24 protein-coding genes are annotated in these 24,602 nt (G+C 74.4%); 15 read left to right on the top strand and 9 right to left on the bottom strand.

Annotated elements, in window-relative coordinates:
• Window positions 1-23 precede the first annotated feature (23 nt).
• The 3 genes from EBM89_RS09700 (at window position 24) to EBM89_RS09690 (ending at window position 4,508) form a co-directional block, all read left to right on the top strand.
• Window positions 24-1,988, top strand: coding sequence for a beta-glucoside-specific PTS transporter subunit IIABC (locus EBM89_RS09700; RefSeq protein ID WP_158609610.1), 1,965 nt, complete (start codon window positions 24-26; stop codon window positions 1,986-1,988).
• Between the two features lie 23 nt (window positions 1,989-2,011).
• The gene (locus EBM89_RS09695; RefSeq protein ID WP_122149233.1) at window positions 2,012-3,526 is read left to right on the top strand and encodes a glycoside hydrolase family 1 protein; all 1,515 of its coding nucleotides are present in this window, start codon (window positions 2,012-2,014) and stop codon (window positions 3,524-3,526) included.
• A gap of 130 nt (window positions 3,527-3,656) precedes the next feature.
• Entirely contained in the window at window positions 3,657-4,508 is an 852-nt protein-coding gene (locus EBM89_RS09690; RefSeq protein WP_122149232.1) for a PRD domain-containing protein, read from the top strand.
• A gap of 128 nt (window positions 4,509-4,636) precedes the next feature.
• Here the strand turns inward: EBM89_RS09690 and EBM89_RS09685 are convergent, their stop codons facing one another.
• Window positions 4,637-4,909, bottom strand: a complete 273-nt coding sequence (locus tag EBM89_RS09685; RefSeq protein WP_122149231.1) for a hypothetical protein — start codon at window positions 4,907-4,909, stop codon at window positions 4,637-4,639.
• A gap of 11 nt (window positions 4,910-4,920) precedes the next feature.
• Window positions 4,921-5,910 (bottom strand): hypothetical protein, encoded by a 990-nt coding sequence (locus EBM89_RS09680; protein ID WP_122149230.1) that lies wholly within the window; start codon window positions 5,908-5,910, stop codon window positions 4,921-4,923.
• A 369-nt stretch (window positions 5,911-6,279) separates the two neighbouring features.
• Between EBM89_RS09680 and EBM89_RS09675 the strand changes: the two genes are divergently transcribed.
• A complete protein-coding gene (locus EBM89_RS09675; RefSeq protein WP_122149229.1) occupies window positions 6,280-6,975 on the top strand; it encodes a hypothetical protein in 696 nt (231 codons plus the stop codon).
• Between the two features lie 17 nt (window positions 6,976-6,992).
• Here EBM89_RS09675 and EBM89_RS21810 read toward each other — a convergent pair whose 3' ends face one another.
• Both EBM89_RS21810 and EBM89_RS09670 read right to left on the bottom strand, forming a co-directional pair.
• Window positions 6,993-7,169 (bottom strand): DUF6767 domain-containing protein, encoded by a 177-nt coding sequence (locus tag EBM89_RS21810; RefSeq protein WP_199732050.1) that lies wholly within the window; start codon window positions 7,167-7,169, stop codon window positions 6,993-6,995.
• A gap of 61 nt (window positions 7,170-7,230) precedes the next feature.
• Entirely contained in the window at window positions 7,231-7,698 is a 468-nt protein-coding gene (locus tag EBM89_RS09670) for a VOC family protein (RefSeq protein ID WP_122149228.1), read from the bottom strand.
• Window positions 7,699-7,807: 109 nt separating this feature from the next.
• On the opposite strand from EBM89_RS09670, the gene EBM89_RS09665 reads away from it, so the two are divergent.
• Window positions 7,808-8,752, top strand: a complete 945-nt coding sequence (locus EBM89_RS09665) for a helix-turn-helix transcriptional regulator (protein ID WP_122149227.1) — start codon at window positions 7,808-7,810, stop codon at window positions 8,750-8,752.
• Between the two features lie 2 nt (window positions 8,753-8,754).
• Here the strand turns inward: EBM89_RS09665 and EBM89_RS09660 are convergent, their stop codons facing one another.
• A complete protein-coding gene (locus tag EBM89_RS09660) occupies window positions 8,755-9,213 on the bottom strand; it encodes an ATP-binding protein (protein ID WP_199732049.1) in 459 nt (152 codons plus the stop codon).
• A 111-nt stretch (window positions 9,214-9,324) separates the two neighbouring features.
• Between EBM89_RS09660 and EBM89_RS09655 the strand changes: the two genes are divergently transcribed.
• The 4 genes from EBM89_RS09655 to EBM89_RS09640 all read left to right on the top strand — a co-directional run bounded on the left by EBM89_RS09655 (window position 9,325) and on the right by EBM89_RS09640 (window position 11,624).
• On the top strand, window positions 9,325-9,663 hold the full coding sequence (locus tag EBM89_RS09655; protein ID WP_122149226.1) for an STAS domain-containing protein: 339 nt from the start codon (window positions 9,325-9,327) through the stop codon (window positions 9,661-9,663).
• An 85-nt stretch (window positions 9,664-9,748) separates the two neighbouring features.
• Window positions 9,749-10,396: a sugar O-acetyltransferase gene (locus EBM89_RS09650; protein ID WP_233571652.1), complete on the top strand. Its 648-nt coding sequence runs from the start codon at window positions 9,749-9,751 to the stop codon at window positions 10,394-10,396.
• Entirely contained in the window at window positions 10,393-11,085 is a 693-nt protein-coding gene (locus EBM89_RS09645; RefSeq protein WP_122149225.1) for an HAD family hydrolase, read from the top strand. The genes EBM89_RS09650 and EBM89_RS09645 overlap by 4 nt, the downstream gene beginning before the upstream one ends.
• Window positions 11,082-11,624, top strand: coding sequence for a cysteine hydrolase family protein (locus tag EBM89_RS09640; protein WP_122149224.1), 543 nt, complete (start codon window positions 11,082-11,084; stop codon window positions 11,622-11,624). The genes EBM89_RS09645 and EBM89_RS09640 overlap by 4 nt, the downstream gene beginning before the upstream one ends.
• Before the next feature lie 34 nt (window positions 11,625-11,658).
• Here EBM89_RS09640 and EBM89_RS21185 read toward each other — a convergent pair whose 3' ends face one another.
• Both EBM89_RS21185 and EBM89_RS09630 read right to left on the bottom strand, forming a co-directional pair.
• A complete protein-coding gene (locus EBM89_RS21185) occupies window positions 11,659-12,486 on the bottom strand; it encodes a glycerophosphodiester phosphodiesterase (protein WP_158609608.1) in 828 nt (275 codons plus the stop codon).
• Between the two features lie 337 nt (window positions 12,487-12,823).
• A complete protein-coding gene (locus tag EBM89_RS09630; RefSeq protein ID WP_122149223.1) occupies window positions 12,824-14,026 on the bottom strand; it encodes an MFS transporter in 1,203 nt (400 codons plus the stop codon).
• Between the two features lie 22 nt (window positions 14,027-14,048).
• Between EBM89_RS09630 and EBM89_RS09625 the strand changes: the two genes are divergently transcribed.
• Window positions 14,049-14,606 carry a TetR/AcrR family transcriptional regulator gene (locus EBM89_RS09625; protein WP_122149222.1) on the top strand — a complete coding sequence of 186 codons (558 nt, stop codon included), beginning with the start codon at window positions 14,049-14,051 and terminating at the stop codon, window positions 14,604-14,606.
• Between the two features lie 24 nt (window positions 14,607-14,630).
• Here the strand turns inward: EBM89_RS09625 and EBM89_RS09620 are convergent, their stop codons facing one another.
• On the bottom strand, window positions 14,631-15,635 hold the full coding sequence (locus EBM89_RS09620; RefSeq protein ID WP_122149241.1) for a LacI family DNA-binding transcriptional regulator: 1,005 nt from the start codon (window positions 15,633-15,635) through the stop codon (window positions 14,631-14,633).
• A 167-nt stretch (window positions 15,636-15,802) separates the two neighbouring features.
• Between EBM89_RS09620 and EBM89_RS09615 the strand changes: the two genes are divergently transcribed.
• From EBM89_RS09615 to EBM89_RS09595, 5 genes are read left to right on the top strand one after another with little or no spacing between them, the layout of a single operon-like run.
• On the top strand, window positions 15,803-17,098 hold the full coding sequence (locus tag EBM89_RS09615) for an extracellular solute-binding protein (protein ID WP_122149221.1): 1,296 nt from the start codon (window positions 15,803-15,805) through the stop codon (window positions 17,096-17,098).
• A 7-nt stretch (window positions 17,099-17,105) separates the two neighbouring features.
• Window positions 17,106-18,137, top strand: a complete 1,032-nt coding sequence (locus tag EBM89_RS09610; protein WP_122149220.1) for a carbohydrate ABC transporter permease — start codon at window positions 17,106-17,108, stop codon at window positions 18,135-18,137.
• The gene (locus tag EBM89_RS09605; protein WP_122149219.1) at window positions 18,137-19,027 is read left to right on the top strand and encodes a carbohydrate ABC transporter permease; all 891 of its coding nucleotides are present in this window, start codon (window positions 18,137-18,139) and stop codon (window positions 19,025-19,027) included. The genes EBM89_RS09610 and EBM89_RS09605 overlap by 1 nt, the downstream gene beginning before the upstream one ends.
• Window positions 19,028-19,058: 31 nt before the next feature.
• Entirely contained in the window at window positions 19,059-21,488 is a 2,430-nt protein-coding gene (locus EBM89_RS09600; protein WP_233571651.1) for a beta-xylosidase/alpha-l-arabinosidase, read from the top strand.
• Window positions 21,485-23,080, top strand: a complete 1,596-nt coding sequence (locus EBM89_RS09595) for a glycoside hydrolase family 43 protein (protein WP_122149218.1) — start codon at window positions 21,485-21,487, stop codon at window positions 23,078-23,080. The genes EBM89_RS09600 and EBM89_RS09595 overlap by 4 nt, the downstream gene beginning before the upstream one ends.
• A 51-nt stretch (window positions 23,081-23,131) precedes the next feature.
• On the opposite strand, the gene EBM89_RS09590 is transcribed toward EBM89_RS09595, so the two are convergent.
• The coding region (locus tag EBM89_RS09590) for a putative PEP-binding protein (protein WP_147463511.1) at window positions 23,132-24,602 on the bottom strand (1,471 nt) is incomplete at its 5' end.

Below are 24,602 nucleotides of genomic sequence, written 5' to 3'. Positions count from 1 at the left end.
TGCACTCGACTCGGAGAGACAACGTGGTCAAGCTCAGCCCCTCCCAGACGGCGGACGAGATCCTCGCCGCCGTCGGCGGACCCTCGAACGTCAAGGAAGTCACCCACTGCGCGACCCGGCTGCGCTTCGTGCTGGCTGACCGCGCCAAGGCGGACAAGGCCGCCGCCCAGGCCGTCCCCGGCGTCATCACCGTCGTCGAGAGCTCCGGGCAGTTCCAGGTGGTGATCGGCAACGCCGTCGCCAAGGTCTACGACGGCCTGCCCGGCGACCTGACCAGTGAGGCGTCGGACCGGACGTCGCCGACGGGCGGCGGGGCAGGCACGAAGAACCCGATCAGCCGCCTCATCGACGTCATGTCCGGCATCTTCGGTCCGCTGCTCGGCGTGATGGCTGCGGTCGCGATGCTTAAGGGCATCCTGATGATCGCCACCGAGCTGGACTGGCTGTCGGCGACGTCCACGACCTACGCGGTGCTGTTCGCCGCGGCGGACGCCTTCTTCGCGTTCCTGCCGATCATGATCGCCGCGACCGCCGCGCGGAAGTTCGGCTCGAACATGTTCGCCGCGATGGCCCTCGCCGGGTCGATGCTGTACACCCAGCTGATCGGCGTGAACCTCATCATCGACGGCGAGCCCGGCAAGATGCCGCTGCAGGCGTACCTCAACGCCGGCAACCCCGTCGACTTCTTCGGCATCCCGCTGCAGCTGCCCAGCTACACCGGCACGGTCATCCCGGTCATCATCGCGGTCTGGGGCCTGTCGTGGCTCGAGCGCGGGCTGAACAAGGTGATGCACGAGGCCGTCCGCAACTTCATGACGCCGCTGATCTCGCTCGCCGTGATGGTCCCGCTCGTGCTGCTGACCATCGGCCCAGCCGCCACCTGGCTCGCCGAGGGCATCGCCGACGGCCTGATGTGGGTGTACGACCTGTCGCCGCTCGCGACCGGTGCGCTCCTGGCCGCCCTGTGGCAGGTCATGGTCATCTTCGGCATCCACTGGGGCCTGGTCCCGATCTTCATCAACAACATCGCCACGCTCGGCTACGACACCCTCAAGGCCGCGATCTGGCCCGCCGTCATGGGGCAGGCCGGTGCGGCGCTGGGCGTGTTCCTGCGTCTGAAGTCCCGCAAGACGAAGGGTCTCGCCGGCTCGGCGACGCTGTCCGCGGTGTTCGGGATCACCGAGCCCGCGATCTACGGCGTGAACCTGCCCCGCAAGCGGCCCTTCTTCATCGGCATCACCGCCGCCGCCGTCGGCGGCGCGATCACCGGCGCCTTCGGCGCCAAGGTCTACGGCTACGCCCTGTCGAGCGTCCTGACCCTCCCGCTCGGGTTCGGGGACCCGCTCGGCCTGGGCTCGACGTTCGTGCCGTTCGTCATCGGCACCGCGGTCTCGCTCGTGCTGGCCGCGGTCGGCACCTACTTCTTCGGCTTCTCGCGGGAGACCCTGGCGGCCGACCGGGCCGAGTACGAGGCGTCCCGGGCGGACGCCGTCGCCGGAGAGCCGGGGGCGCAGCCGGCCGCCGAGGTCATGCACGCCAACTCCCTGGTCGCGCCGGCCAGCGGCCGGGTCGTCGACCTCGCGCAGGTCGCCGACCCCGTGTTCAGCTCCGGGGCGATGGGCCCGGGCTTCGCCGTCGTGCCCGACTCCGGCGAGTTCGTCTCGCCGATCTCCGGGACCGTCGTCGTCGTCCAGGACACCGGCCACGCGTTCGGCATCCGCTCCCGCGACGGTCTCGAGATCCTCGTGCACATCGGCATCGACACCGTGAAGCTCGCCGGCGCCCCGTTCCGGGACGCCGTCACCACGGGCACGGTCGTGCGCGCCGGCGACCACCTCGTCACCGCCGACCTCGACGAGATCCGCCGCGCCGGCTGCGACCCCACCACCGCCGTGATCGTCGTGAACACGGGCACGGCGACCGGCGTCGACCTCCTGGCCGCGGGTCCGGTGGAGGCCGGAGCCCCTGCCCTCGCCATCCAGCACTGAGCACGAGAAGGACGTACCAGCACATGACTGACACGCAGACCACGAGCGCACCCGTCCTGGACCTCGGGCCCACGGCGCCGTCCTTCCCGCCCGGGTTCCTGTGGGGCGGGGCGCTCGCGGGCAACCAGTGCGAGGGCGCGTGGGACGTCGGCGGCAAGGGCCTCTCGGTCGCCGACGCCACGACGTACAAGCCGCGGCTCGACCCGACGGACTACCAGGGGGCGCACACCGTCACCACGGCCGACGTGCAGGCCGCCCTCGCCCACGAGGGCACCGGGATGTACCCCAAGCGGCGCGGCAACGACTTCTACCACCGGTACGCCGAGGACCTCGACCTGATGCAGGAGATGGGCTTCCGCTCCCTGCGCGTGTCGATCCAGTGGACCCGCCTGTTCCCGACCGGCGAGGAGCTCGAGCCCAACGCCGAGGGCGTGGCGTTCTACCACCGGCTGTTCGCGGCGATGCGCGAGCGCGACATCGAGCCGGTGGTGACGCTGCACCACTACGAGCAGCCGCTGACGTTCAGCATCGACCGGAAGGGCTGGCACGAACGTGCGCTCGTCGACCACTTCCTGCGGTTCGCGCGGGTGTGCTTCGAGGAGTACGGGCAGTACGTGACGTACTGGCTGACGTTCAACGAGATCGACTCGATCTTCCGGCACTCGTTCACCACCGCCGGGATCGTGCTCGACCAGTTCGCGGGCATGGACACCGAGGAGGCCGTCTACCAGGCCCTGCACCACCAGTTCGTCGCCGCGGCGAAGACCGCGACCCTGATGCGCGAGCTCGTCCCGGGCGCGCAGATGGGCGTGATGCTCACCCGCACGCTGCACTACGCGATGACCTGCCACCCGGACGACGCCCTGGTCGCGCTGCGCACCAACCGCGAGAACTTCCTGTACTCCGACGTGCAGGTCCGCGGGGAGTACCCGACGTGGCTCCACGAGGAGTGGGCCCGCAAGGGCTTCCACGTCGACATCGCCGACGGCGACCTCGAGGCGATGAAGGACGGCACCGTGGACTACGTGTCGTTCAGCTACTACATGTCGATGGTGTCCACCCGCGACGACACCGGCATGCAGAAGGTCAGCGGCAACCTCACCTCGGGCGCGAAGAACCCGTACCTCGACGTCACCGAGTGGAACTGGCAGATCGACCCGAAGGGTCTGCGGTACAGCCTCACCGAGCTGTACGACCGGTACCAGCTGCCGCTGTTCATCGTGGAGAACGGCGTGGGTGCCCGCGACGTGCTCGAGGACGGCACCGTGCAGGACGACTACCGCATCGAGTACTTCCGGCAGCACATCGAGCAGATCGGCCTCGCGATCGCCGACGGGGCCCAGGTCCTCGGGTACACCCCGTGGGGCTGCGTCGACATCGTGTCCATGTCGACCTGCCAGATGTCCAAGCGGTACGGGTTCGTCTACGTCGACGCCGACGACGAGGGCAACGGCACGTTCGACCGCTTCCGCAAGAAGTCCTTCGACTGGTACCGGCGGGTCATCGCCACGAACGGCGGCGACCTGTCCGACCTCTGACGCGCGGGGGCACGTCGCACGCTCCGGCGGTCGACGAGCACGCAACGACGCGGACCGCGCGACCACCTCGACACCCTGCGGGGCCGGTGCCCCGGCACCGGCCCCGCAGACCCCCCCCAGGAGCAGCCACATGCGGGTCATGAAGATCCTGAACAACAACGCGGTCGTCGCCAGCGAGGGCGACCGCGACATCGTCGCGATGGGACTGGGGATCGCCTACCAGTACCCGAAGGGCGCGGACCTGCCGCGCGAGGCCGCTGAGCGCGTCTTCGTCGCGAGCACCTCCCAGCCGATCGAGAAGCTGGGCGCGTTCCTCACGGACATCCCGTTGGAGAACATCCGCATCGCGACCCAGATCTGCGAGTCCGGCGACACGGCGCTGACCCAGAAGCCACCGCAGGCGATGATCGTCGCGATCGCGGACCACATCACGTTCGCGTGCCAGCGGGCGCGCGACGGCATCCCCCTCGAGAACCCGTTGAAGTGGGAGATCCAGCAGCTCTACCCGCAGGAGCTCGCGATCGGGCGGCGCGGTGTCGAGCTCATCCGGCAGCAGCACGGTATCGACCTGCCCGACGACGAGGCGGCGAGCATCGCGCTGCACCTCGTCAACGCCCAGTTCACCGAGACCGGGCTGCACCGCGGCGTGCGGATGACCGAGACGGTCGCGCAGATCCTCGACATCGTCGACCGGACGTTCGACGTCGAGGTCGACCGCGCCTCGATGAGCGCGACCCGGTTCGTCACGCACCTGCGGTACGTGTTCGCGCGACTCGACAGCGGCAAGCAGATCGAGGCCACCCCGGGCGACCTGGTCGCGTCCATCGCGCAGGTCTACCCCGAGGCGTACGCCTGCGCAGGCCGCATCTGCTTCCTGCTCGGGATGGCGTTCGACGCGGAGGTCGAGCAGGACGAACGCGCGTTCGTGACCCTGCACGTGGCTCGGCTGCTCCAGGACGCCCGCTCGGTGCGCGACGCGTGAGGTCCGTGTCCCGGGCGTGCGGGGTGCGGGGCGCGCCGAGGTGGATGTCGCGCTGGTCGGCTGACCGTCCGGGACCGGCCCGGCTACGGGCGGGCCGGTCCCACGTGCTCCGTCACGCGCTCCAGGTGTCAGGGGCGGCCGTGCGTGTCGAGCGCCACCGGCTTCCGTCGGCGGTGGTGGATCACTGCACGGGTCGCCCACGCGGCCGCGACGAGCGCCAGGGTGACGACGCCCGTCGCCAGCAGCCGGTGGTGCGGGAACCAGGTCGAGGCGATGACGGCCACGACCGCGCCGAGCACCGCGGGTGACCACGACCGGAGGCGCGACGTCCAGGTCCTGGTGGTCGCCTGCTCGCGGTGGGAGTCCGGTTCCAGCGGTCGAGCGGGTCGGATCGCGTTCACGGTCTGTCCTCTCAGAAGGTGAAGGACTTGTCGAACGGTACGCAGTTCTTCGCGGGTACCGCCTTCCACGCGGGCTGCTGGGCGGGGACGCGCGCCTGGTAGCACGAGGCGGTGTAGTGCGACTCCACCGTCGACAGCAGGCTCTTGAGGATGCCCATCAGCGGATTGAACCCCAGCGCCCCGCAGGCGTACTTGATCCAGGGCACCAGCTTCGCGCCCTTGATCGCCTCACCGAGCGCCACGCAGCCCGCGGCGCCGCTCACCGCCGAGAGCGCGCCCAGGGCAGAAGCGGCCGCGCGGATCTCGGTGCGGTTCAGCGAGACGTACGCCCCGATCCCGAAGGTGATGCGTGGGTCGGCGACGACGGGGAACACGGTGCCCTCGTCAGGTTCGATCACCTGCACGACCTGGCCGTCGTCGACGCGGTAGCTCGTCGCGACCGGCGACCCGAGCGCGTCGAGAGCCCACGGGGCATCGATTGCGGCGAGCACCTGGCGCAGCGAACCGCCGGTCTCGGTGTCGATCAGGTCCACTCCGCCGTCCTCGCGCACGACCGGGGCCGCGCCGCGGATCCCGTAGGCGAACTCGGTCGTGCCGTCGAGCGGGACGACCGTCTGGATGCGGAGGGAGTCGCCCTCGTCCTGGACGGCGGTCGTCGGCGCGACGCCGTCCCCCGGGTAGACGACGGTGCCGTCGTCCGTCACCTCACCGCTGGTACCGGGCGCTGGCAACGTGATCGACATCGCGCCGACGCGCACGTCGCCAGCGCCTGTCTCCGGGAGCAGTGCCGCGTGCGCTCCCTGCGCGATCAGCTCGCCCTCGTCCGAGACCTCGGGCGCCAGCACCTCGGTGGGTGCGACGCGGGCGATCGCCCGCGCGGCACGCTCGGCCTCGCCCGGCCCCGGGTCGGCGTGTCCCTGCAGAGCGCAGAGCGTCAGGACGACGACACTCGCCGACCCGGCGAAGCCGGACCGTCGTGCACAGGACTGGAAAGTGCTCACGGTGGATCGATTCCCTCATGTCATCTCACGAGCCCTCGCCACGTGGGCTCCCGGCCCGGCGGGGAAGCCCTCCGATCGTCTCGTCCGTGGGCGCGAACGTAGGAGTCGACGCAGCGGGGATGAAGCGATCGCCGAGCAACCCCCTGTTTTCAGAGGGGGTTGCACAGCCGTGTCTCCACGGCACCCGGCGCGGTAGGCGGGCGGGTGCATGCGGGAGCCGGCCGAACAGTCGGCGCCGCCCTCGGGGTGCAGCGCGGTCCGGTCTGCGGCAGCGCCCGTCGAGCGGTGCGCCCCGTGGCGTAGCGTCGTGGCCGTGGATCTGCACCGGTCGCCCGTGGTCACCGCCGATCGGACGACCGGCCGCACCCCGTGACCGCCGACCCGGACGTGGTCACCATCGCCGTCACCTGCGCGGGGGTCGCCGCGGGCGCCGTCCCGCTCGACGAGGTCGACCTCGGTGGGCTCGCCATGGAGTACGGCGCGGCGCTCGGGTGGACGAGCGCGTGGGTGAGCCCGTCCGCCGCCTTCCTCTGGGAGGTCGAGGAGGGGGAATGGTCCCCGGGCGCGCGCGACGCCGGGAGGGCGGTCTTCGCGTTCCGCCCGACGACCGCCGACGGCGCGAGCGCGCGCGTGCTCGCGACCGCCGTGCGCACGGTGGAGGCGACCCTCCGGCGGGTCGGTGTCCGCGCGGTCGACGGCGTGACGGTCAGCGCCCCGGCGGCCGCACGGCCGGTGACCGACCCGGCGGTGCGGGTGCTCGACTCCTGGCTGGCCGCCGATGTCGGGCCTGCGGCCGAGGTCGTGGTCGGCCGCCTGGCGCTCGCGGTCGACGAGGACGGTCGGGACGAGACGGGTGCGCGGCTCCTCGACCTCGTCCGGGGCGTCGCGGCGTTCCGTCAGGTCGGTGACCTGGTCCGGGAGCGGGACGAGGTGGCGGTCCACGTCGCGAGCGACCGCTGGTCCGTCGACGTCGTCGGCGCGCTCGTCCCGGCGCTCCTGGGGTGCGTGACGTCGCCGGTCGGGCCGCACACCGCGTCGGTGAGGTTCGACCGTCCCGTGCGCTGACGCCGGAGCCGGCGCGCTCAGCCCGCCTGGCGCCGCCGGTGCTCGACCGCCTTCTCGTGCAGCTCGTCGCGCTGCTCCTGGTCGTCCATGACGAGCCACACCAGCCCGCAGTTCTGCGGTCCGTCGGCCCCCGGGAAGCACAGGGTGCACGCGTCACCCGGCCGGATCGGGCACTTCGGCTCCGGGCGTCCCACGGTTCCTCCTCCACGGGGTCCCGCCGGGTGGGCGGGGCCCCGTGGCCAGGCTCGACCTCGCTCAGGGCTGCTCGGCGGGACGGACGTCCACGACCCAGGTGACGCCGAACCGGTCGGTGAGCATCCCGAACCCGGCGCTCCACGCGGAGGCGGCCAGCGGCTCGACGACGGTCCCGCCCTCGACGAGCCGGTCCCACACCGCGGTCGCCTCGTCGAGGGAGGACGCCTGCAGGGACTGGAAGAACGGCTGGTCGGTGAACGTCATGCCGTTCTCCCGGCGGGTGCTCCCGGGGGCCAGGGCGGCCTCGCCCCCGGCGCCGCCCGGGATGTCGTAGGCCATGAGGCGCAGCCCGTCGCCGGTGGTCAGCAGCCCGAAGACGACGCCGTCCGCCCCGGGCGCGTCCGCGGGCATCCCCAGGTCGGCGTAGGTGGTGACGGCGACGTCGCCGCCGAGCACCGAGCGGTAGAACTCCAGCGCGGGGCGGGCGGTGCCGCGGAAGTTCAGGTGCGTGGTCGTGGTCAGGCTCATGGTCGCGTCCTCCGGGGTGCGGTGCGGCGCCGGGGGATCCGGTGCCGTGCGACCACCCTGGACGGGGTCGAGGACAGGTACGGTCCTCGACCTGCGCCACACTGGGGACGTGCTTGGGACCTCGACGCGTGTGCTCGCGCTGCTGTCGCTGCTGCAGGTGCGTCGGGACTGGTCCGGGCAGGACCTCGCGGACCGGCTCGGCGTCACGGTGCGCACCGTGCGGCGCGACGTCGACCGGCTGCGCGAGCTCGGGTACACGGTCACGGCGGTGATGGGCCCGGACGGCGGGTACCGGCTGGCGGCGGGCACGGACCTGCCGCCGATGCTGTTCGACGACGAGCAGGCGGTCGCGCTCGCGGTCGCGCTGGGATCCGTGCCGTCCACGGGCGTCGACGTCGAGGAGGCGGCGGCCCGCGCGCTGGCGACGGTGCGGCAGGTGCTGCCGTCGCGGCTGCGGCACCGCGTGGACGGCATCCGGTTCGCGGATGCGGGGACGCCGGTGCGGGTCGATCCCGCGACGCTCGCGGCGGTCAGTGCGGCGACCCGGGAGCAGCGGGTGCTGCGGTTCGGGTACGGCGACGCCGAGGACCCCCGGCGGACCGAGCCGCACGCGGTCGTCGCGCGCGGCGGCCGCTGGTACCTGGTGGCGTGGGACCTGGACCGGGACGACTGGCGGACGTTCCGCCTGGACCGGCTGGTGCCACGCACCCCGACCGGGGCGCGGTTCGCCCCGCGTCCGGTCCCGACCGGGGACGCGCGGACGTTCGTGGCGGCGCGGGCCAAGGGGGCCACCGAGGACGCGTGGCCGTGCGTGGGCGAGGTCGTGCTGCACCGGCCCGCCGCCGAGGTCGTGCCGTGGCTGGGGGACGGCGAGCTGATCGCGGTCGACGAGGGGACGTGCCGGGTGCGGATCGGCTCGTGGTCGTGGACGGGCGTGCTGGCCTGGGTGCTCCGGTTCGACGCGCCGTTCACGGTGGTCGGCCCGCCGGCCCTGGCCGAGGCGGGCGCGGCGCTGGCCGTCCGGCTCGCGGCCGCGACCACCGGTGGCCGCTGACGTCAGCCCTGCGCCGCGAACACCGCCCACACGTGCTTGGTCGTCCCGGTGGCGTACCACCCGACCTCCTGGGACAGCCGCCGCGCGATCTGGAGGCCGAACCCGCCGAGCCCCGGCGCGCGCTGCCCGGCGAACCGCGGCTGGCTCGACAGGTCGTGGTCGGCGACGTCGAGCAGGTAGTCGTGCCCGTCCGACCCGAGTGACACGATGGTCGGCGGCAGCCCGTGGGTGAGGGCGTTGGTGGCGAGCTCGGAGGCGACCAGGATCATCCGCTTCGGGATGCCCTCCAGGGTGTCCTGGTGCTCCGCGTCGCCCGCGGTGATCTCGTCCAGCAGCTCGCGGCGGACCTCGGCCAGGGCGTCGGTGTCGACGAGGACCCACCGGCGCACGGGCTGGAAGCGGGCCGGTGGGCGGGACGGCTCCAGGCCCTCGTCGTCCGTCTGCCGCGGGTCGTCGCTCACACTGCCTCCGGGTGCTGTCGGGGTGGTCGGCGTCCAGGCTCTCCCGGCTCGCGCGGATCGGCCACCGCAGGTCAGCGCGCCGGACCGCCCGAGATTCGTCAGACTGGGGACATGACGGTGGACGACCCGACCCTGCCCGAGCCGACGGCGCACGGCCGCGCCTGGGTCGACCCCGGGAGCCCCGAGGTGCTGCGCCTGGCGGGCGACGTCGACCACCCGGTGGTCCGGGACTTCACGGAGACCGTCGACGACGGCGACCTGGTCGGGGTGGACGTCGTCGACATGGCCGGGGTGACGTTCGTCGACTCCTCGGCGATCGCCCTGCTGGCCCGGGTCCTGCAGGTGCGGACCGGTGCGGGCCTGCTCGTCGTCGACCAGGCGCCCGACCTGGCGGTGTTCGTGCTGGAGGTCTCCGGGCTCGCGGAGCGGGTCACGATCCGGCCCGCCTGACGCCACGAGCACTACCAGGTGGTAGGTTTTTCGCGTACGCACGTACACACGACGTGGTGTGGTCCGGACGCGAAGGGGTGTTCAGGTGGACGAGCGGGAGCAGGACGTCCGGCGGCGGATGGCCGCGCAGGAGCTGTACACGGACGTCGGGCCGGGCCTGGAGGCCCTCGAAGAAGCACGCGTGCGCGGCAAGGAGCGGGCGCGGGAGTACAACGCCCTCGAGCCGCGCGACCTCGCGAACCGCGAGCGGCTGCTGCGGGAGACGTTCGGGTCGGTCGGCGAGCACGTGTGGGTCGAGCCGCCGCTCTACGTCGCCTACGGGGTGCACACCCACGTCGGCTCCGGGGTCTACCTGAACACCGGAGCGACGATCGTCGACGACTCCCCGGTGCACCTCGGCGACCGCGTGATGTTCGGCCCGCACGTGACCATCGCGACCGCGGGGCACCCGCTGCACCCGGAGGTCCGCGCGACGGGGGCGCAGTTCTCCGCGCCGGTGGTGATCGAGGACGACGTGTGGATCGGTGCCCACGTCACGGTGCTGCCCGGGGTGACCATCGGGCGCGGGTCCGTGGTCGCGGCCGGTGCGGTGGTGGCGGCGAACGTCCCGCCCGGCGTCGTGGTCGGCGGCGTGCCCGCCCGGGTGCTGCGGGTCATCACCGAGGCGGACCGGGAGTTCGCCTACCGCGCCCCGCGCACGCTCGACGTGCCGACCGACGGGGACGCGTCGTGACCGCGGGACGGCCGCCGGGGGCGGTGCTCTGGGACCTGGACGGCGTGCTGGTCGACACCGAGACCGTGCTGTTCGAGGCCGAGCGCGAGGCGTTCGCGAGCCACGGCGTGACGATCACCCCGGAGTTCAAGCGGGCGTTCGTCGGCCTGGGCGGCGACGAGGTCATGGCCGCGATGGCGGACGCTCTGGGCGTCGACGTCGACCTCGCCGACCTCGGCCGCCGCAAGATGGCCGCGTACGCCGCCGGGCTGCCGTTCCTGCGCGGGTTCGCGCCGACGGCGGCGCTCGTGCGCGCGTTCGCCGCGGCGGGGGTCCCGCAGGTCGTCGCCTCCGGGTCGCCCCGGGAGGCCATCGCGGCTGGCCTGCACGTCGTCGGGCTGGACGACGTCCTCACGGCGCACGTCTCGGCGGCGGAGGTCGCGGCGGGCAAGCCCGCGCCCGACGTGTTCCTCGAGGCCGCGCGCCGCGTGGGCGTCGAGCCCGTGGACTGCCTGGTGGTCGAGGACGCCGTCCCCGGGGTGCTCGCCGCGAAGGCCGCCGGGATGCGCTGCCTCGCGATCCCGAGCGTCGTGGACCCGCTGGACGAGCGGTTCGAGCGGGCCGACCTCGTGGTGCGCGGTGGGATGGCGGCGGCGGACCCGGAGGTCCTGCTCGCGTGGGCGCTGGGGTCTGCCACGATGCGGGGATGAGCGACCCGCGCACCGTCCTGCTCGTCATCGACCTGCAGGTGGGCGTGTTGCCCGGCTGCCTCGACGCGGACGGCGTGCTCGCCCGGACCGACGCCCTGGTCCGCCGCGCGCGGGCCGAGGGTGTGCCGGTGGTGTGGGTGCAGGACCACGCGGTGTGGGAGCCGGGCGAGCCGGACTGGGCGCTGGCCGCGCCGCTGCACCGGCTGGCGTCGGAGCCGGTCGTCGGCAAGGCGTACCGCGACGCGTTCGCGGGCACCGACCTCGCGGAGGTGCTGGCGGGGCTGGGCGCGACGCGGCTGGTCGTCGCGGGGGCGCAGAGCGACTACTGCGTGCGCACGACTACGCAGTCCGCCGCCGTGCGGGGGTTCGACGTCACGCTGGTGTCGGACGCGCACACGACCACCGACGCCGTGTGGGGCGGGGTCGCCGTGTCGGCGGAGCAGGTGGTGGCGCACGCGAACATGTACTTCGCCGGGCTGCGGTACCCGGGGCAGACCTTCGGGATCGCGCCGCACGACGAGGTCGCGCTCGCGGGCTGACCGTCGGGGCCGGCCGGCCACAGCCCCGGTCGGGTCAGCCTGCGACGGCCGCCCGCCGGGCGAGCAGCGTCGCCGGGTCGTCGGTGCAGATCGCGTCGACGCCCATCCGCATCAGCTCCTCGGCGCGGTCGGCGTCGTTGATCGTCCACACCCACGCCGCGAGCCCGGCCGCGTGGATCGTCGCCACGTCCTGCGCGCCCAGGCCCTCGGCCCACGTCGACACCCCCGCCGCGCCGACCCGCGCGGCGAAGTCCAGCGCCTCGTGCAGCGGGCGGCCCAGGTGCGAGAACCGCTCGATCTCGACGTCGATCTGCTCGTCCGTGTACCCCGCCGCGATCCCGATGGCGCGCAGGTGCTCCGGCCCGGCGACCCCCAGCGTCAGCGGATACACCCGCGCGCCGGGCACCAGCGCCAGCAGCTCCTCCAGCGCGTCCCACTGGCCCGAGGACGCGAACCACGTCAGCCCCGGGTGCCGGGCCACGACCTCCGCCACCGCCGGTGCGGCGTCGGCGGCCTTGATCTCGATGTTCACCTCGGCGCGGCCCGCCGCCAGCGCCAGCACCTCGTCCAGCGTCGGCACCCGCTCCCCACCGCCGGCGTCCAGCGCGCGCACCTGCGCGAGCGTCAGGTCGGCGACCGACCCCGTGCCGTCCGTCGTGCGGTCCACCGACTCGTCGTGCAGCACCACCGCCACGCCGTCGGACGTCAGCGCGACGTCGAGCTCGATGCCGTCCGCGCCGTGCTCCAGCGCGCGCCGGAACGCCGCCAGGGTGTTCTCCGGCAGCTCGAACGACGCGCCGCGGTGGCCGGAGACCCCGACCTGCTCGACGGGACGGGCGGGCAGGGCGGGACGCGGGGTCATGGTCGTCATGGTGGCATCCGACTCCTGCCGGGTGTCCAGGGGGTGAGGCGGGGGTGGACCGACGGCGAACAACGCGGCGGAGGTGGCGGGAGAGGCGGCGGCCGCGCAGGCGGCGCACCCCGTGACGGGACACCGGGGCGATCGTCCAACGGCTTGTTGGACGATCGCCCCGCGCGAGGCGCGTGTGCGCGGACCGACGCTCAGGCGGTGCGGTGCTCGGCACCGACGGGTCGAGCGGCCATCAGCCGCTGCCGCTCCGAAGATCGGGCGTTTGTGCAGCAACCTGTTGCACAAGTGCTCGACTGTCGGCTCGGCTCGGGGTTGCGGAGACCAGCGCTCAGACCGTGCGGTGCTCGGCCCCGACGGTGCGCGGGCGCCCGGTGCGCGCCGCCGGACCGGGTCCACGTCCCGCGACGGCCGCCGCCGCGAGCGCGACGGCACCCGCGACCAGCAGCGCCGCCGCGTACCCGGGTCCGGCGACGAGCGCCCCGGCGAGCGCCGCCCCCGCGGCCTGCCCGAGCACGAGCAGCACGAACAGCAGCGACGTCCCGGCGGGTGCCCGGTCCGGGTCGAGCCGCCCGGTCCAGGCGATGAGTGCGCCGGTGGCGGCGGTGTACCCCCACCCGAACACCGCGCACGCCGCCAGCGCCCCAGGCGTGGACCCGGGCACCGCCGCCAGGGCGGCCGACGCGGCGGCGACGGCGAGCGCGCTCACGCCCCAGGCGCGTCCCGGCCCGAGCGCGGTGAGCCAGCCCGAGGTGCCGATGACGGCGAGGCCCCCGGCGCCGAGCGCCACCCACGCGACGACGGAGACGGTGGTGCTCGCCCCGGCCTCGACGAGGGCCGCGCGCCCGTAGGTCCAGACGGCCGCCGAGCCGGTGCCGAGCAGCAGCGCGGCGACGACGACCCGCGCGTGCGCGGCGAACCAGGACGGTGGCGGCAGCGTGGTCCGGGCCCGCGCCGGGGTGGTGCCGTCGCCGCGGTCCAGCAGCAGGACGGCGACCGTGACGAGCGCCGTCGCGACCGCGACGACGAGCCACGCGCGGCGCCAGTCCGGCAGCAGCGCGAGGGCGAGCAGGCCCGCGAGGACGAGGCCGGGGCCGGTGCCCGCGTTCACGGTGGTCTGCGCCCGGTCGACGCCCCCGGGGCGCACGTTCCGGGCGACCACCCGCACCAGGGCGGGGGAGGCGAGCCCCGCGCCCGCCGAGCTCACGGCGGCCGCCACCCCGAACACCCCGGGGTCGGCTGCGAGGGACATCACCGCGGCGCCGAGCCCGGCGGTCGCGCCCGCCGCGGTGACCAGCGACCGGGGGCGCCGGTGGGCGAGCACGAGACCGACGAGCGCCGCGGCGACGTAGACCAGGGAGGACGCCGTGCCGACCAGCCCGGCGGCGCCGGCGTCCAGGCCGAGGTCCCGCTGGACGTCCGGAAGCACCAGGCCGTACGCGAGGCGGACCAGCCCGTACGTCGCGGCGATCAACCCGGTCGAGGCGACCACCAGCGCCCCCGGTCCGGGGCGGAACGAAAACGAGCGTTTCATGTTTCGAGCATAGGGTGGGGGCATGGCGATCCGCACGGGCACCGAGACCCGCCTGCTCGACGCCGCGGAGGAGCTGTTCTTCACCCGCGGCATCGCAGCGACGCCGGTGGACGCCGTCCTGGAGCGCGCCGGGGTGTCGGCGGCGACGCTGTATCGCGGCTACGCGAGCAAGGAGGCGCTGGTCGCCGCCGCGCTGGCCCGGCGGCACCGCGCGTGGCTGGCGACGTGGGACGCGGCGGTCGAGCGCGCGACCACCGACGAGGACCGGCTGCTGGCCGTGCTCGACGCGTCCGCCGAGTTCCGGGCCCGCCCGGACGGGGCGCGCTGGTGCGCGTTCCTCGGGGCGGCTGCCGAGTACGCGGAGGCGCCGCCCGAGGTCGCCGCGGCGGTGCGCGCGGACACCGACGCGCTGCGCACCCGGCTGACCGACCTCGCCCGCCCGGTCGCGGGGGACGGGGCGGCGGCGCTCGCGGAGCGGCTGCTCCTCGTCGTCAGCGGCGACCTGGCGATGCGGCTGCGGGGCGCGGCGGCCCCGGGCGTCGCCCGCGACGTCGCGGTCGCCCTCGTCCGCGCGGCCTGACGGGTCCGACGCGGTCGGACGAGGTCAGGCAGGCGGCGGCGCGGTCGACGCGCGGACCACGAGCGTCGTCGGCAGCCGCACGTGCTCGGGCTCCGCGGTGGCCTCGGGATCGGCGAGGACCCCGAGCAGCAGCCGCACCGCCCGCGCGCCCATCTCCTGCAGCTCCTGCCGGACGGTGGTGAGCGGCGGGGTCGCGGCGGCGGCCTCGGGAATGTCGTCGAACCCGACGACGGACAGGTCGTGCGGCACCCGGACCCCGAGCGCGGCGGCGGCGTCGAGGATGCCGAGCGCGGACTGGTCGTTGGCGGCGAACACGGCGGTCGGGGGGTGCGGGGTGCTGAGCATGGCGCGCGCGGGCTCGACGGCGTCGGCGCGGCGGTACTCGCCGGAGCGGACGTGCGCGGGGTCGGGGTGCAGCCCGGCGGCGGCGAGCGCCGCGCGGTACCCGGCCTCGCGGGCGCGGGACGACTCGAGGTCGGGGCGGCCGCCGAGGAAGCCGATGCGGGTGTGCCCGAGGTCGAGCAGGTGCCGGGTCGCGAGGACGGCGCCCTCGTGGTTCTCGGAGTCGACCGTGGGCATGGCGCCGGGTCCGGCGTGCGGGTCGACGGCCACGACGGGGACCTCGTCGTCCACGCCCTCGATGGTGGGGGTGACGAGGACGGCCCCGTCGACCAGGGTGCCGCTGAGCCGGGCGAGGTACCGCCGCTCCCAGCCGACGGCGGCGGGCCCGCCGCCGGTGTACGCGAGCAGCGCGTAGCCGGTGCCCTCCAGCGCGGCGCCGGCGCCGGTGAGGATCTGGGTGCTGAACGGCTCGAACTCGGCGACGAGCACCCCGATGACGTGGGTGCGGTGCGAGCGCATGGAGCGCGCGACGATGCTCTGCTCGTAGCCGAGCCGCCCGACGACCTCCTGCACGTGCGCGGCGGTGGTCCGGGCGATGCCGTCGCGTCCGTTGATGACCTTCGAGACGGTCGCGACGGAGACGCCCGCCTCGCGGGCGACGTCCGTGATCGTCACCCGGCGTGCCATGCTCGCCATCGTACGCGGTACTAAAACGTTATCGACAACGGTTGACGTCACAGTTCGGCACCTGCCAGAGTCCCTCCTACGACAGACCCGGTCGACGACGACCGCACGTGATCTCCGGGCGCCGCACCGCCGCGACGCCCGTCCACTCGACGAAGAGGGCAGATCTCATGAAGGCGAAGAAGGCGCTGGCGGTCTCGGCCGCCGTGCTCGTGGGAGCCGTGGGCCTGACCGCCTGCGGCGGGAGCGACGACTCCGGCTCCGGGGGCGGCGACGGCTCCACCGCGATGACGTTCTGGCACAACTCGACGACCGGCGACGGCAAGGCGTTCTGGGAGGACACGGTCGCCGCGTTCGAGGAGGCCAACCCGGGCGTGACCATCTCGATCCAGGCCATCCAGAACGAGGACATGGACGGCAAGCTGCAGACCGCCCTGAACTCGGGCGACGCCCCGGACATCTTCCTGGCGCGCGGCGGCGGCAAGCTCGCCGACGTGGTCGAGGCCGGGCAGGCCATGGACCTCACCGACCTCATCACGGACGACACGAAGGCGGCCCTGGGTGACGCGCCGTTCAGCGCGTTCACCATCGACGGGTCGGTCTACGGCATGCCGATGTCGGTCCTCCCGGGCGGCATCTACTACTCGAAGGACCTGTTCGCGCAGGCCGGGATCACCGAGACGCCGACGACCGTCGACGAGCTCGAGGACGCCGTCCAGAAGCTCAAGGACGCGAGCATCCAGCCCATCGCGCTCGGCGCGAAGGACGCCTGGCCCGCCGCGCACTGGTACTACTTCTTCGCCCTGCGGGAGTGCTCGCAGGACACGATGGACGAGGCCGCGGCGTCGAAGGACTTCAGCGCCGACTGCTGGCTGAAGGCCGGGGAGGACCTGGAGGCGTTCGCGGGCACCGAGCCGTTCAACGAGGGCTACCTCACCACCAGCGCCCAGCAGGGCGCGGGCTCGTCGGCGGGCCTGCTCGCCAACCACCAGGCGGCGATGGAGCTCATGGGCGCCTGGGACCCGGGCGTCATCGCGTCGCTCACCCCGGACCAGCAGCCGCTGGCCGACCTGGGCTGGTTCCCGTTCCCGGCCGTGGACGGCGGTGAGGGCGGCGACGGCGCCATGATGGGCGGCGTCGACGGGTTCAGCTGCTCGGCCGAGGCCCCGCCGGAGTGCGCGGACTTCCTCAACTTCGCGGTGCAGCAGGAGTACCAGGAGAAGTACGCGACGGCGTTCCAGACGCTGCCCGCCAGCAAGGACGCGCAGAGCGTGGTCACCGACCCGGCCCTGCTCGACGTGCTCGCGGCGTACAACGAGGCGCCCTACGTGCAGCTCTGGCTGGACACCCTGTACGGCGCCAACGTCGGCAACGCCCTCAACACCGGCGTGGTGAACATGCTCGCCGGGTCGGGCACGCCGGACGACATCGTCTCCGCCGTGGCGGGCGCGGCCGCCAAGGAGTGAGCACACCATGAGCGGATCGCGGGCCGGCGCTCCGGCCCTGACGACGCCCGCCGGGACACCGGCGGCCGGGGACGGTGCCACCACGGCGCCGGCCCCGGCCTCCCGGGGCCGGACCCGGGCACGGGGACGGCGCGGCGGGTCGTGGCGGCAGCGGGCCGAGATCACGCTGCTGTCCGGCCCGGCGGTGCTGGTCTTCCTCGCCTTCGTGATCTTCCCGGTCGTGATGGCGGCGTACTACGGGTTCTTCAGCTGGAAGGGCTTCGGCGTCCCCACCGACTTCGTGGGCCTGCGCAACTACGTCACGATCCTGCAGGACCCGACGTTCCACGACGCCCTGCGGCACAACGCCGTCATCGTCGTGCTGTCGCTGCTGCTGCAGGGCCCCGCCGCGGTGGTGCTGGCGCTGCTGCTCAACCGCCGGATCCGCGGGCGCTCGCTCATCCGGGTGCTGATCTTCGTGCCGTACGTGATCTCCGAGGTCATCGTCGGCACCGGCTGGTCGCTGATGCTCCAGACCACCGGTGCGGTCAACGACCTGCTCGACAAGCTCGGGCTGTCCGGCTGGGCGGTGGACTGGCTCGCCGACCCGGACGTCGCGATCTGGTCGCTCATGCTGATCATCACGTGGAAGTACCTGGGCTTCGCGGTGATCCTGTTCCTCGCGGGCCTGCAGTCGATCCCCGAGGAGCTGCACGAGGCCGCCGCCATCGACGGCGCGTCCTACTGGCAGTCGCAGCGTGCGATCACGCTGCCGCTGCTCGGCCCGACCATCCGGATCTGGGCGTTCCTGTCGATCATCGGCTCGCTGCAGCTGTTCGACCTCGTCTACATCATCTGGGGCCAGTTCGTGGCCGCGACGGCGGGCACCTCGACGATGGCGACGTACATGGTCGTCAACGGACGCGGCGCCGGGAACTACGGGTTCGGCAACGCCGTCGCCGTGGTGCTGTTCGTGATCTCGCTGGTCATCGCGCTGACCTACCAGCGCTTCGTGCTCCGCCGGGACACCGAGGGCGCGCTCACGGAGAGGACGAAGTGATGGCGGCCACCGCCGTGCAGGCACCCCCGCTGCCCGCCTCCCGCCCGCCGGCACCCCGCCGGCGGGGCAGGGCCCTGGAGCGGGTGAACCCGCTGGTCTACGTGGTCGCCTGGCTGCTGGTCGGCGTGTGCATCGCGCCGGTCGCGTACATCGTGCTGGGCGGGCTGCGGACCAACTCGCAGATCACGCTGGACCCGTCGGGCTTCCCGACGACGTGGGAGTTCGGCAACTACGTCGACGTGCTCACCAGCCCGCTGTTCTGGCAGCAGTTCGGCAACTCCGCGATCTGCGGCGTCGCCACCACGATCGGCGTCGTGATCCTCGGCGTGATGGTGAGCTTCGTGCTCGCCCGCTACGAGTTCGCGGGCCGCGGGGCGCTGTACTCGCTGTTCGCGGCGGGGCTGATGTTCCCCATGACCGTGGCGATCACGCCGCTGTACATCATGATCCGCGAGCTCGGGCTGATGAACAGCCTCGGCGGGATCATCCTGCCGCAGGTCGCGTTCGCGCTGCCGACCACCGTGATCATCCTGGTGCCGTTCCTGCGGGCCATCCCGAAGGAGCTCGAGGAGGCCGCCGCCATCGACGGCGCCAGCCGCCTCGGGTTCTTCTGGCGGATGGTCGTCCCGCTGTCGGTGCCCGGCGTCGTGACGGTCGGCATCCTCGCGTTCGTGGCGAGCTGGAACTCCTACCTGCTGCCGCTGTTCGTCCTCAACGACGAGTCGGCGTACACGCTGCCGCTCGGCGTGCAGTCGTTCGCCTCGCAGTACTCCGTCGACACCGCCCGGGTGCTGGCGTTCACGTCCCTGTCGATGATCCCCGCGCTGATCTTCTTCTCGCTCTTCGAGCGGCGGATCGTCGGCGGGCTCACCGGCGCCGTCAAGGGCTGACGCGCCCACCCGCCTCCCGAGGAGCACCCGCGTGTCCGAGCACCACCGTCCCGACCTGCCTGCTCTGCCCGTCACGTCCGACCGCGTGCGCGACCTGCACGCCCGGATGACGCTGGAGGAGAAGGTCGCCCAGCTGGTCGGCTACTGGCTGGACCAGAACGGCACCGTCGCGCCGATGCAGTCCGAGATGACCGCCGGGCAGGCCGACGCCGGCGCGCTGCCGGAGATCACCCGGCACGGCCTGGGCCACTACACCCGCGTGTACGGCACGCGTCCGGTCGACCCGGTCGAGCGCGCGGCGTGGCTGTGGGCGGAGCAGCGCCGGCTGCGGCGCGAGACCCGGCTCGGCATCCCCGCGCTGGTGCACGAGGAGTGCCTGACCGGGCTCGCCGCGTGGCAGGCCGCGACCTACCCGACGCCGCTGGCGTGGGGCGCGTCGTTCGACCCGGACCTGGTGCAGGAGGCGGGCCGGGCGATCGGCGCCTCGATGCGCGAGCTCGGCATCCACCAGGGCCTCGCACCGGTGCTCGACGTCGTCGGCGACCCCCGCTGGGGGCGGGTGGACGAGTGCATCGGCGAGGACCCGTACCTGGTCGGCACGGTCGGCACCGCCTACGTGCGCGGGCTGCAGGACGGCGGGGTGCACGCCACCCTCAAGCACTTCGTCGGGTACTCGGGCTCCGTCGGCGGCCGGAACCACGCGCCGCTGTCCGCCGGTCCGCGCGAGATCGCGGACGTGTACCTGCCGCCGTTCGAGATGGCGGTGCGGGACGGCGGCGCCCGGTCGGTGATGAACGCGTACGTCGCGGTGGACGGGGTGCCGACCGCCGCGGACCCGACCTACCTCACCGACCTGCTGCGCGACGGGTGGGGGTTCGACGGGGTGGTGGTCGCCGACTACTTCGCCGTCGCGTTCCTCGAGGTGATGCACGGGGTGGCCGCCGACCGGGGCGAGGCGGCGGCGCTCGCGCTCGCGGCCGGGATCGACGTCGAGCTGCCCACCGGCGACGCGTACCTCGCGCCCCTGGTGGAGCGGGTGCGCGCCGGGCTGGTGGACGAGCGCCTGGTGGACCGCGCGGTGCTGCGGGTGCTCGCGCAGAAGGAGGACCTGGGCCTGCTGGAGCCGGACGCCTTCGCGGGCGAGCCGCCGACGCACGTCGACCTGGACGCGCCGCACCACCGGGACCTCGCTCGGCGGCTCGCCCAGGAGTCCGTGGTGCTGCTCGCGAACGACGGCGTCCTGCCGCTGCGGCTCGGGGGCGCCGCCGACCAGGCGGGCCCGCGCCGCGTCGCCGTGCTCGGCCCGAACGCCGCCCGCACCGAGGCGCTGATGGGCTGCTACTCGTTCGCGAACCACGTGCTCGCGCACCACCCGGGCGTCCCGCTCGGCTTCGAGATCCGCAGCGTCCTGGACGCCGTCCGCGCGCAGGCGGGCGACGGCGTCGAGGTGGTGCACGCCGAGGGCTGCACCGTCGAGGGCACCGGCACCGAGGGGTTCGCGGCCGCGGTCGACGCGGCGCGCGGCGCGGACGTCGCGGTGGTCGTCGTCGGCGACCAGGCGGGGCTGTTCGGCCGCGGCACGGTCGGCGAGGGCAACGACGCCGAGTCCCTCGACCTGCCCGGCGTGCAGCGCGCGCTCGTGGACGCCGTGGTCGCGACCGGGACGCCGGTGGTGCTGGTGCTGGTGACCGGCCGCCCGTACGCGATCGGCTGGGCGCTGGACGGGGCGGGCCCGCGCCCGGCGGCGGTGCTCCAGGCGTTCTTCCCCGGCGAGGGCGGCGGCGACGCGCTCGCGGACGTGCTGACCGGCGCGGTGAACCCCTCGGGCCGGCTGCCGGTGTCGCTACCGCGCTCGGCGGGCGCGCAGCCGTACCGCTACCTGCACCCGGTGCTCGGCGGGCCGTCCGACGTCACCGCCACCGACCCCACGCCCGTGCGGCCGTTCGGCTTCGGGCTCGGCTACACCACGTTCGGCTACGCCGACCTGCGGGTGGACCCCGAGGTCGACGCGGCGGGGACGTTCGAGGTCACGGTGACCGTCGCCAACACGGGCGACCGCGCCGGGACGGACGTCGTGCAGGTGTACGGCCGCGACGTGCTCGCGACCGTGGCCCGCCCGGTGGCGCAGCTGCTCGGCTACGCCCGGGTCGCGCTGGCGGCGGGGGAGCGCCGCCAGGTGACGTTCCGGGTGCCGACGACGCGCCTCGCGTTCGCCGACCGGCGCGGGGTCCGCGTCGTGGAGCCCGGCGACGTGCAGGTCTGGGTCGCGTCGCACGCGGCGGCGTCGGCGGCGGCCGTCGAGGTCACGTCGTCCACGGACGGCGCCATCGCCAGCGCCCGCACCCACGAGCGGCACCCCGTCCCGGGCACGGCGACCCCCCGGCAGGTGCTCCGGGTGACCGGCACCGTGCACGAGGTCACCGGGGCCGACCCCCGGCTCGTCGAGGTGAAGATCGGGTGATCGTCACCAACCCGCTGCTGCCCGGCTGCTACCCGGACCCGTCGGTCTGCCGCGTCGGGGACGACTACTTCCTCGTCACGTCGACGTTCGAGTACCTGCCGGGCCTGCCGGTGCTGCGCAGCCGCGACCTCGCGACGTGGGAGCAGATCGGGCACGTCGTGGACCGGCCCGGGCAGCTCGACCTCACCGGGATCGCGTCCTCCGGCGGCCTGTACGCGCCGACGCTCCGGCACCACGACGGGGTGTTCTGGCTGATCGGCACGCTGGTCGCCCGGGACGGCGATCGTCGCCCGGCGGGGGTGCGGGACGGCACGTTCGTCATGACGGCGACCGACCCGGCCGGTCCGTGGTCGGACCCGGCGTGGCTGGACGTCGACGGGATCGACCCGTCGCTGCTGTTCGACGCCGACGGCCGGGTCTGGGCGCACGGCACCCGCCTCGCCGCCGACCCGGAGTGGGACCAGCAGACCGAGGTGTGGGTGCGCGAGCTCGACCCGGCGACCCGGACGCTCGTCGGTCCGGAGCACGTGGTGTGGACCGGCGCCGTCCGGGGCGCCGTCTGGGCCGAGGGGCCGCACCTGTACCGCGTCGGCGACCGGTACCTCCTGCTCGCCGCCGAGGGCGGGACCGAGTTCCACCACGCCGTCGCGGTGGCCGTCGCGGACGAGGTCACCGGCCCGTACCGCGGGAACCCCGCGAACCCCGTGCTCACCCACCGGCACCTCGGGCGGTCGGTCGACGTCGTCGGCACCGGGCACGCCGACCTGGTCGAGGCCGCCGACGGGACCTGGTGGGCGGTGCTGCTCGGGATGCGGCTGTGCGGCGGGTACCACTACCCGCTGGGGCGGGAGGCGTTCCTCGTCCCCGTGACCTGGGAGGACGGGTGGCCGGTCTTCGCGCCCGGCGTCGGGCGGGTGCCGCAGGAGGTCGAGGTGCCGTTCGCGGTGCCCACCGGTCCGCGGACGGCGGTGCAGGGCGGGGCGTCGGGCCCGGTGCTGCCGGACGACCTGCGGTGGACGGCCGTGCGCGCCCTGCCGGCGCAGGTGGCGACCCCCGCCGCCGACGGCTGGGACCTGCCGCTGCGGCCCGTGACCCTCGCGGACCCGGTGGCCGCGCCCACCTTCGTCGGGATCCGGCTGCAGCACCACCACGCGGACCTGCGGGCCGTCGTCGCCGCGCCGCTGCGGGCCGGGGACGAGGTGGGGCTGGCGGTCCGGCAGTCGGAGCGGGACCACGTGCGGCTCGCGGTGACGGCGGTGCCCGGCCCGGGACCCGGCACCGCGCCCGGTCGGCGCGTGGTCGCCGTGCACCGGCGGGCGGGGGAGGACCACGAGGTCGGCGCGGCGACGCTGCCCGGACCGGTCGACGCCCCGACGGCGCTGGGCGTCGAGGTCCGGGGTGCCGTCCTGCACCTCACGGCCGCCGACGGCGACGAGACCCCGGTCCGGGTCGGCACCGTCCGCACGGGCGACCTGGACAGCGTCGCGGCGGGCGGCTTCCTCGGCCTCTGGCTCGGCCCCTACGCCAGCGCCACGACCCGCAGCCCGACGCTCGCCAGCGTCCGCGCGATCACGTACGCCCCCGCCCCCTGAGGGGCGGCCTGCGGTCCCCGCCCTCGAGGACGCCGACCGCAGGCCGCAGGATCAGGCCAGGAGGGCCGCGACCTCGGGGGCCAGGAGAGCCGCGACGGCGGCCCGGGCCGACTCCGGGTCCGCGGCCGTCCGGGCCGCGCGGGCCATCGCCCGGCACTGCTCGTGGGTGTGCGCCCGCAGCGCGGACCGCACCGCGGGGACCGCGCCGGGGGCCATCGAGAGGCTGGTGATCCCGAGGCCCACCAGGACGAGGGCCATCAGCGGGTCCGCCGCCGACTCCCCGCACACCCCGACGGGCTTGCCGAGGTCGGCCCCGGCGCTCGCGGTGGACGCGACGAGGTCGAGGACGGCGGGCTGCCACCGGTCGAGCAGGTCGGCGAGCTCGCCGCGCAGCCGGTCGGACGCCATCGTGTACTGCGCGAGGTCGTTGGTGCCGATCGACACGAAGTCGACCTCCGCGAGCACCTCCCCGGCCCGCAGCGCGGCGGCGGGGACCTCGACCATGACGCCGACCCGGGTCAGCCCGGCCGCCCGCGCGGCGGCCGCGAACGCCCGCGCCTCGGCGGGGGTGGAGATCATCGGGGCCATCACCCACGGCTCGGTGCCGGTCTGCGCGGCGGCCGCGGCGAGGGCGGTGAGCTGGTCGGTCAGCAGGTGCGGGTGCGCCCGGCCGATGCGGTAGCCCCGGACGCCGAGCGCCGGGTTCTCCTCGTCGGGCAGCGTCGCGAACGCCAGCGGCTTGTCGGCCCCGGCGTCGAGCGTGCGGACGACGACCTTGCGGTCCCCGAAGGCGGCGAGCGCGGCGGCGTACTCCCGCTGCTGGTCGGCGACGGTCGGCGCGGTGGTCGCGTCGAGGAACAGCACCTCGGTGCGGAACAGGCCGCTGCCCGCGACGGTCCGGGCGTCGGTGGCCGCGGCGGCGCGCTCGGCGTCCGCGGCGGTGCCGATGTTGGCGAGCAGGTCGACGCGGTGCCCGTCGGCGGTGGCGGCGGGCTCGGTGTCGCCCTCCAGCGCCTCCTCGGCGGCGGCGCGCTCGGCGACCAGGGCGACCGCGTCCGGGCCGGGGTCGACCACGAGCGTCCCGGCCCGGCCGTCGACCAGGACGGTCGTGCCGTCGGGCACCTCGGTGACCCCCGGGACCTGCACGAGGCAGGCGAGGCCGAGCTGCCCGGCGATGATCGCGGTGTGCCCGGTGGGTCCGCCGACCTCGGTGACGATGGCGAGCACCAGGTCGAGGTCCAGGGCGGCGGTGTCCGCGGGCGCGAGGTCCCGGGCGACGACCACGCTGGGCGCGGTGAGGGCCGGGACGCCGGGCGCGGGCGCCTCCAGCAGCGCGGCGACGACGCGGTCGCGCACCGAGTGCAGGTCGGTGACCCGCTCGGCGAGCAGCCCGCCCGCGGCGGCGAACATCTCGGCGAACCGGCCGACCACCGCGCGCACGGCGGCGACGGGCGGGGTGCCCGCGGCCAGGGCCTCGCGGACGCCGCCGGTCAGGGCGGGGTCGGCGGCGATCTGCGCGGTC

The organism is Cellulomonas triticagri (assembly GCF_003696205.1).
GTDB lineage: Bacteria > Actinomycetota > Actinomycetes > Actinomycetales > Cellulomonadaceae > Cellulomonas > Cellulomonas triticagri.
The sequence above is the reverse complement of the archived record's forward strand: the minus strand, read 5'-3'. Positions and strand labels throughout refer to the sequence as shown.

What these genes read in the sequence shown, in the direction of transcription:
- EBM89_RS09695 (WP_122149233.1), top strand. Translation starts at nt 2,012, where the DNA reads ATGACTGACACGCAGACCACGAGCGCACCCGTCCTGGACCTCGGGCCC.
- EBM89_RS09690 (WP_122149232.1), top strand. Translation starts at nt 3,657, where the DNA reads ATGCGGGTCATGAAGATCCTGAACAACAACGCGGTCGTCGCCAGCGAG.
- EBM89_RS09670 (WP_122149228.1), bottom strand. Translation starts at nt 7,698, where the DNA reads ATGAGCCTGACCACGACCACGCACCTGAACTTCCGCGGCACCGCCCGC.
- EBM89_RS09655 (WP_122149226.1), top strand. Translation starts at nt 9,325, where the DNA reads ATGACGGTGGACGACCCGACCCTGCCCGAGCCGACGGCGCACGGCCGC.
- EBM89_RS09640 (WP_122149224.1), top strand. Translation starts at nt 11,082, where the DNA reads ATGAGCGACCCGCGCACCGTCCTGCTCGTCATCGACCTGCAGGTGGGC.
- EBM89_RS21185 (WP_158609608.1), bottom strand. Translation starts at nt 12,486, where the DNA reads ATGACCCCGCGTCCCGCCCTGCCCGCCCGTCCCGTCGAGCAGGTCGGG.
- EBM89_RS09630 (WP_122149223.1), bottom strand. Translation starts at nt 14,026, where the DNA reads ATGAAACGCTCGTTTTCGTTCCGCCCCGGACCGGGGGCGCTGGTGGTC.
- EBM89_RS09625 (WP_122149222.1), top strand. Translation starts at nt 14,049, where the DNA reads ATGGCGATCCGCACGGGCACCGAGACCCGCCTGCTCGACGCCGCGGAG.
- EBM89_RS09620 (WP_122149241.1), bottom strand. Translation starts at nt 15,635, where the DNA reads ATGGCACGCCGGGTGACGATCACGGACGTCGCCCGCGAGGCGGGCGTC.
- EBM89_RS09615 (WP_122149221.1), top strand. Translation starts at nt 15,803, where the DNA reads ATGAAGGCGAAGAAGGCGCTGGCGGTCTCGGCCGCCGTGCTCGTGGGA.
- EBM89_RS09610 (WP_122149220.1), top strand. Translation starts at nt 17,106, where the DNA reads ATGAGCGGATCGCGGGCCGGCGCTCCGGCCCTGACGACGCCCGCCGGG.
- EBM89_RS09605 (WP_122149219.1), top strand. Translation starts at nt 18,137, where the DNA reads ATGGCGGCCACCGCCGTGCAGGCACCCCCGCTGCCCGCCTCCCGCCCG.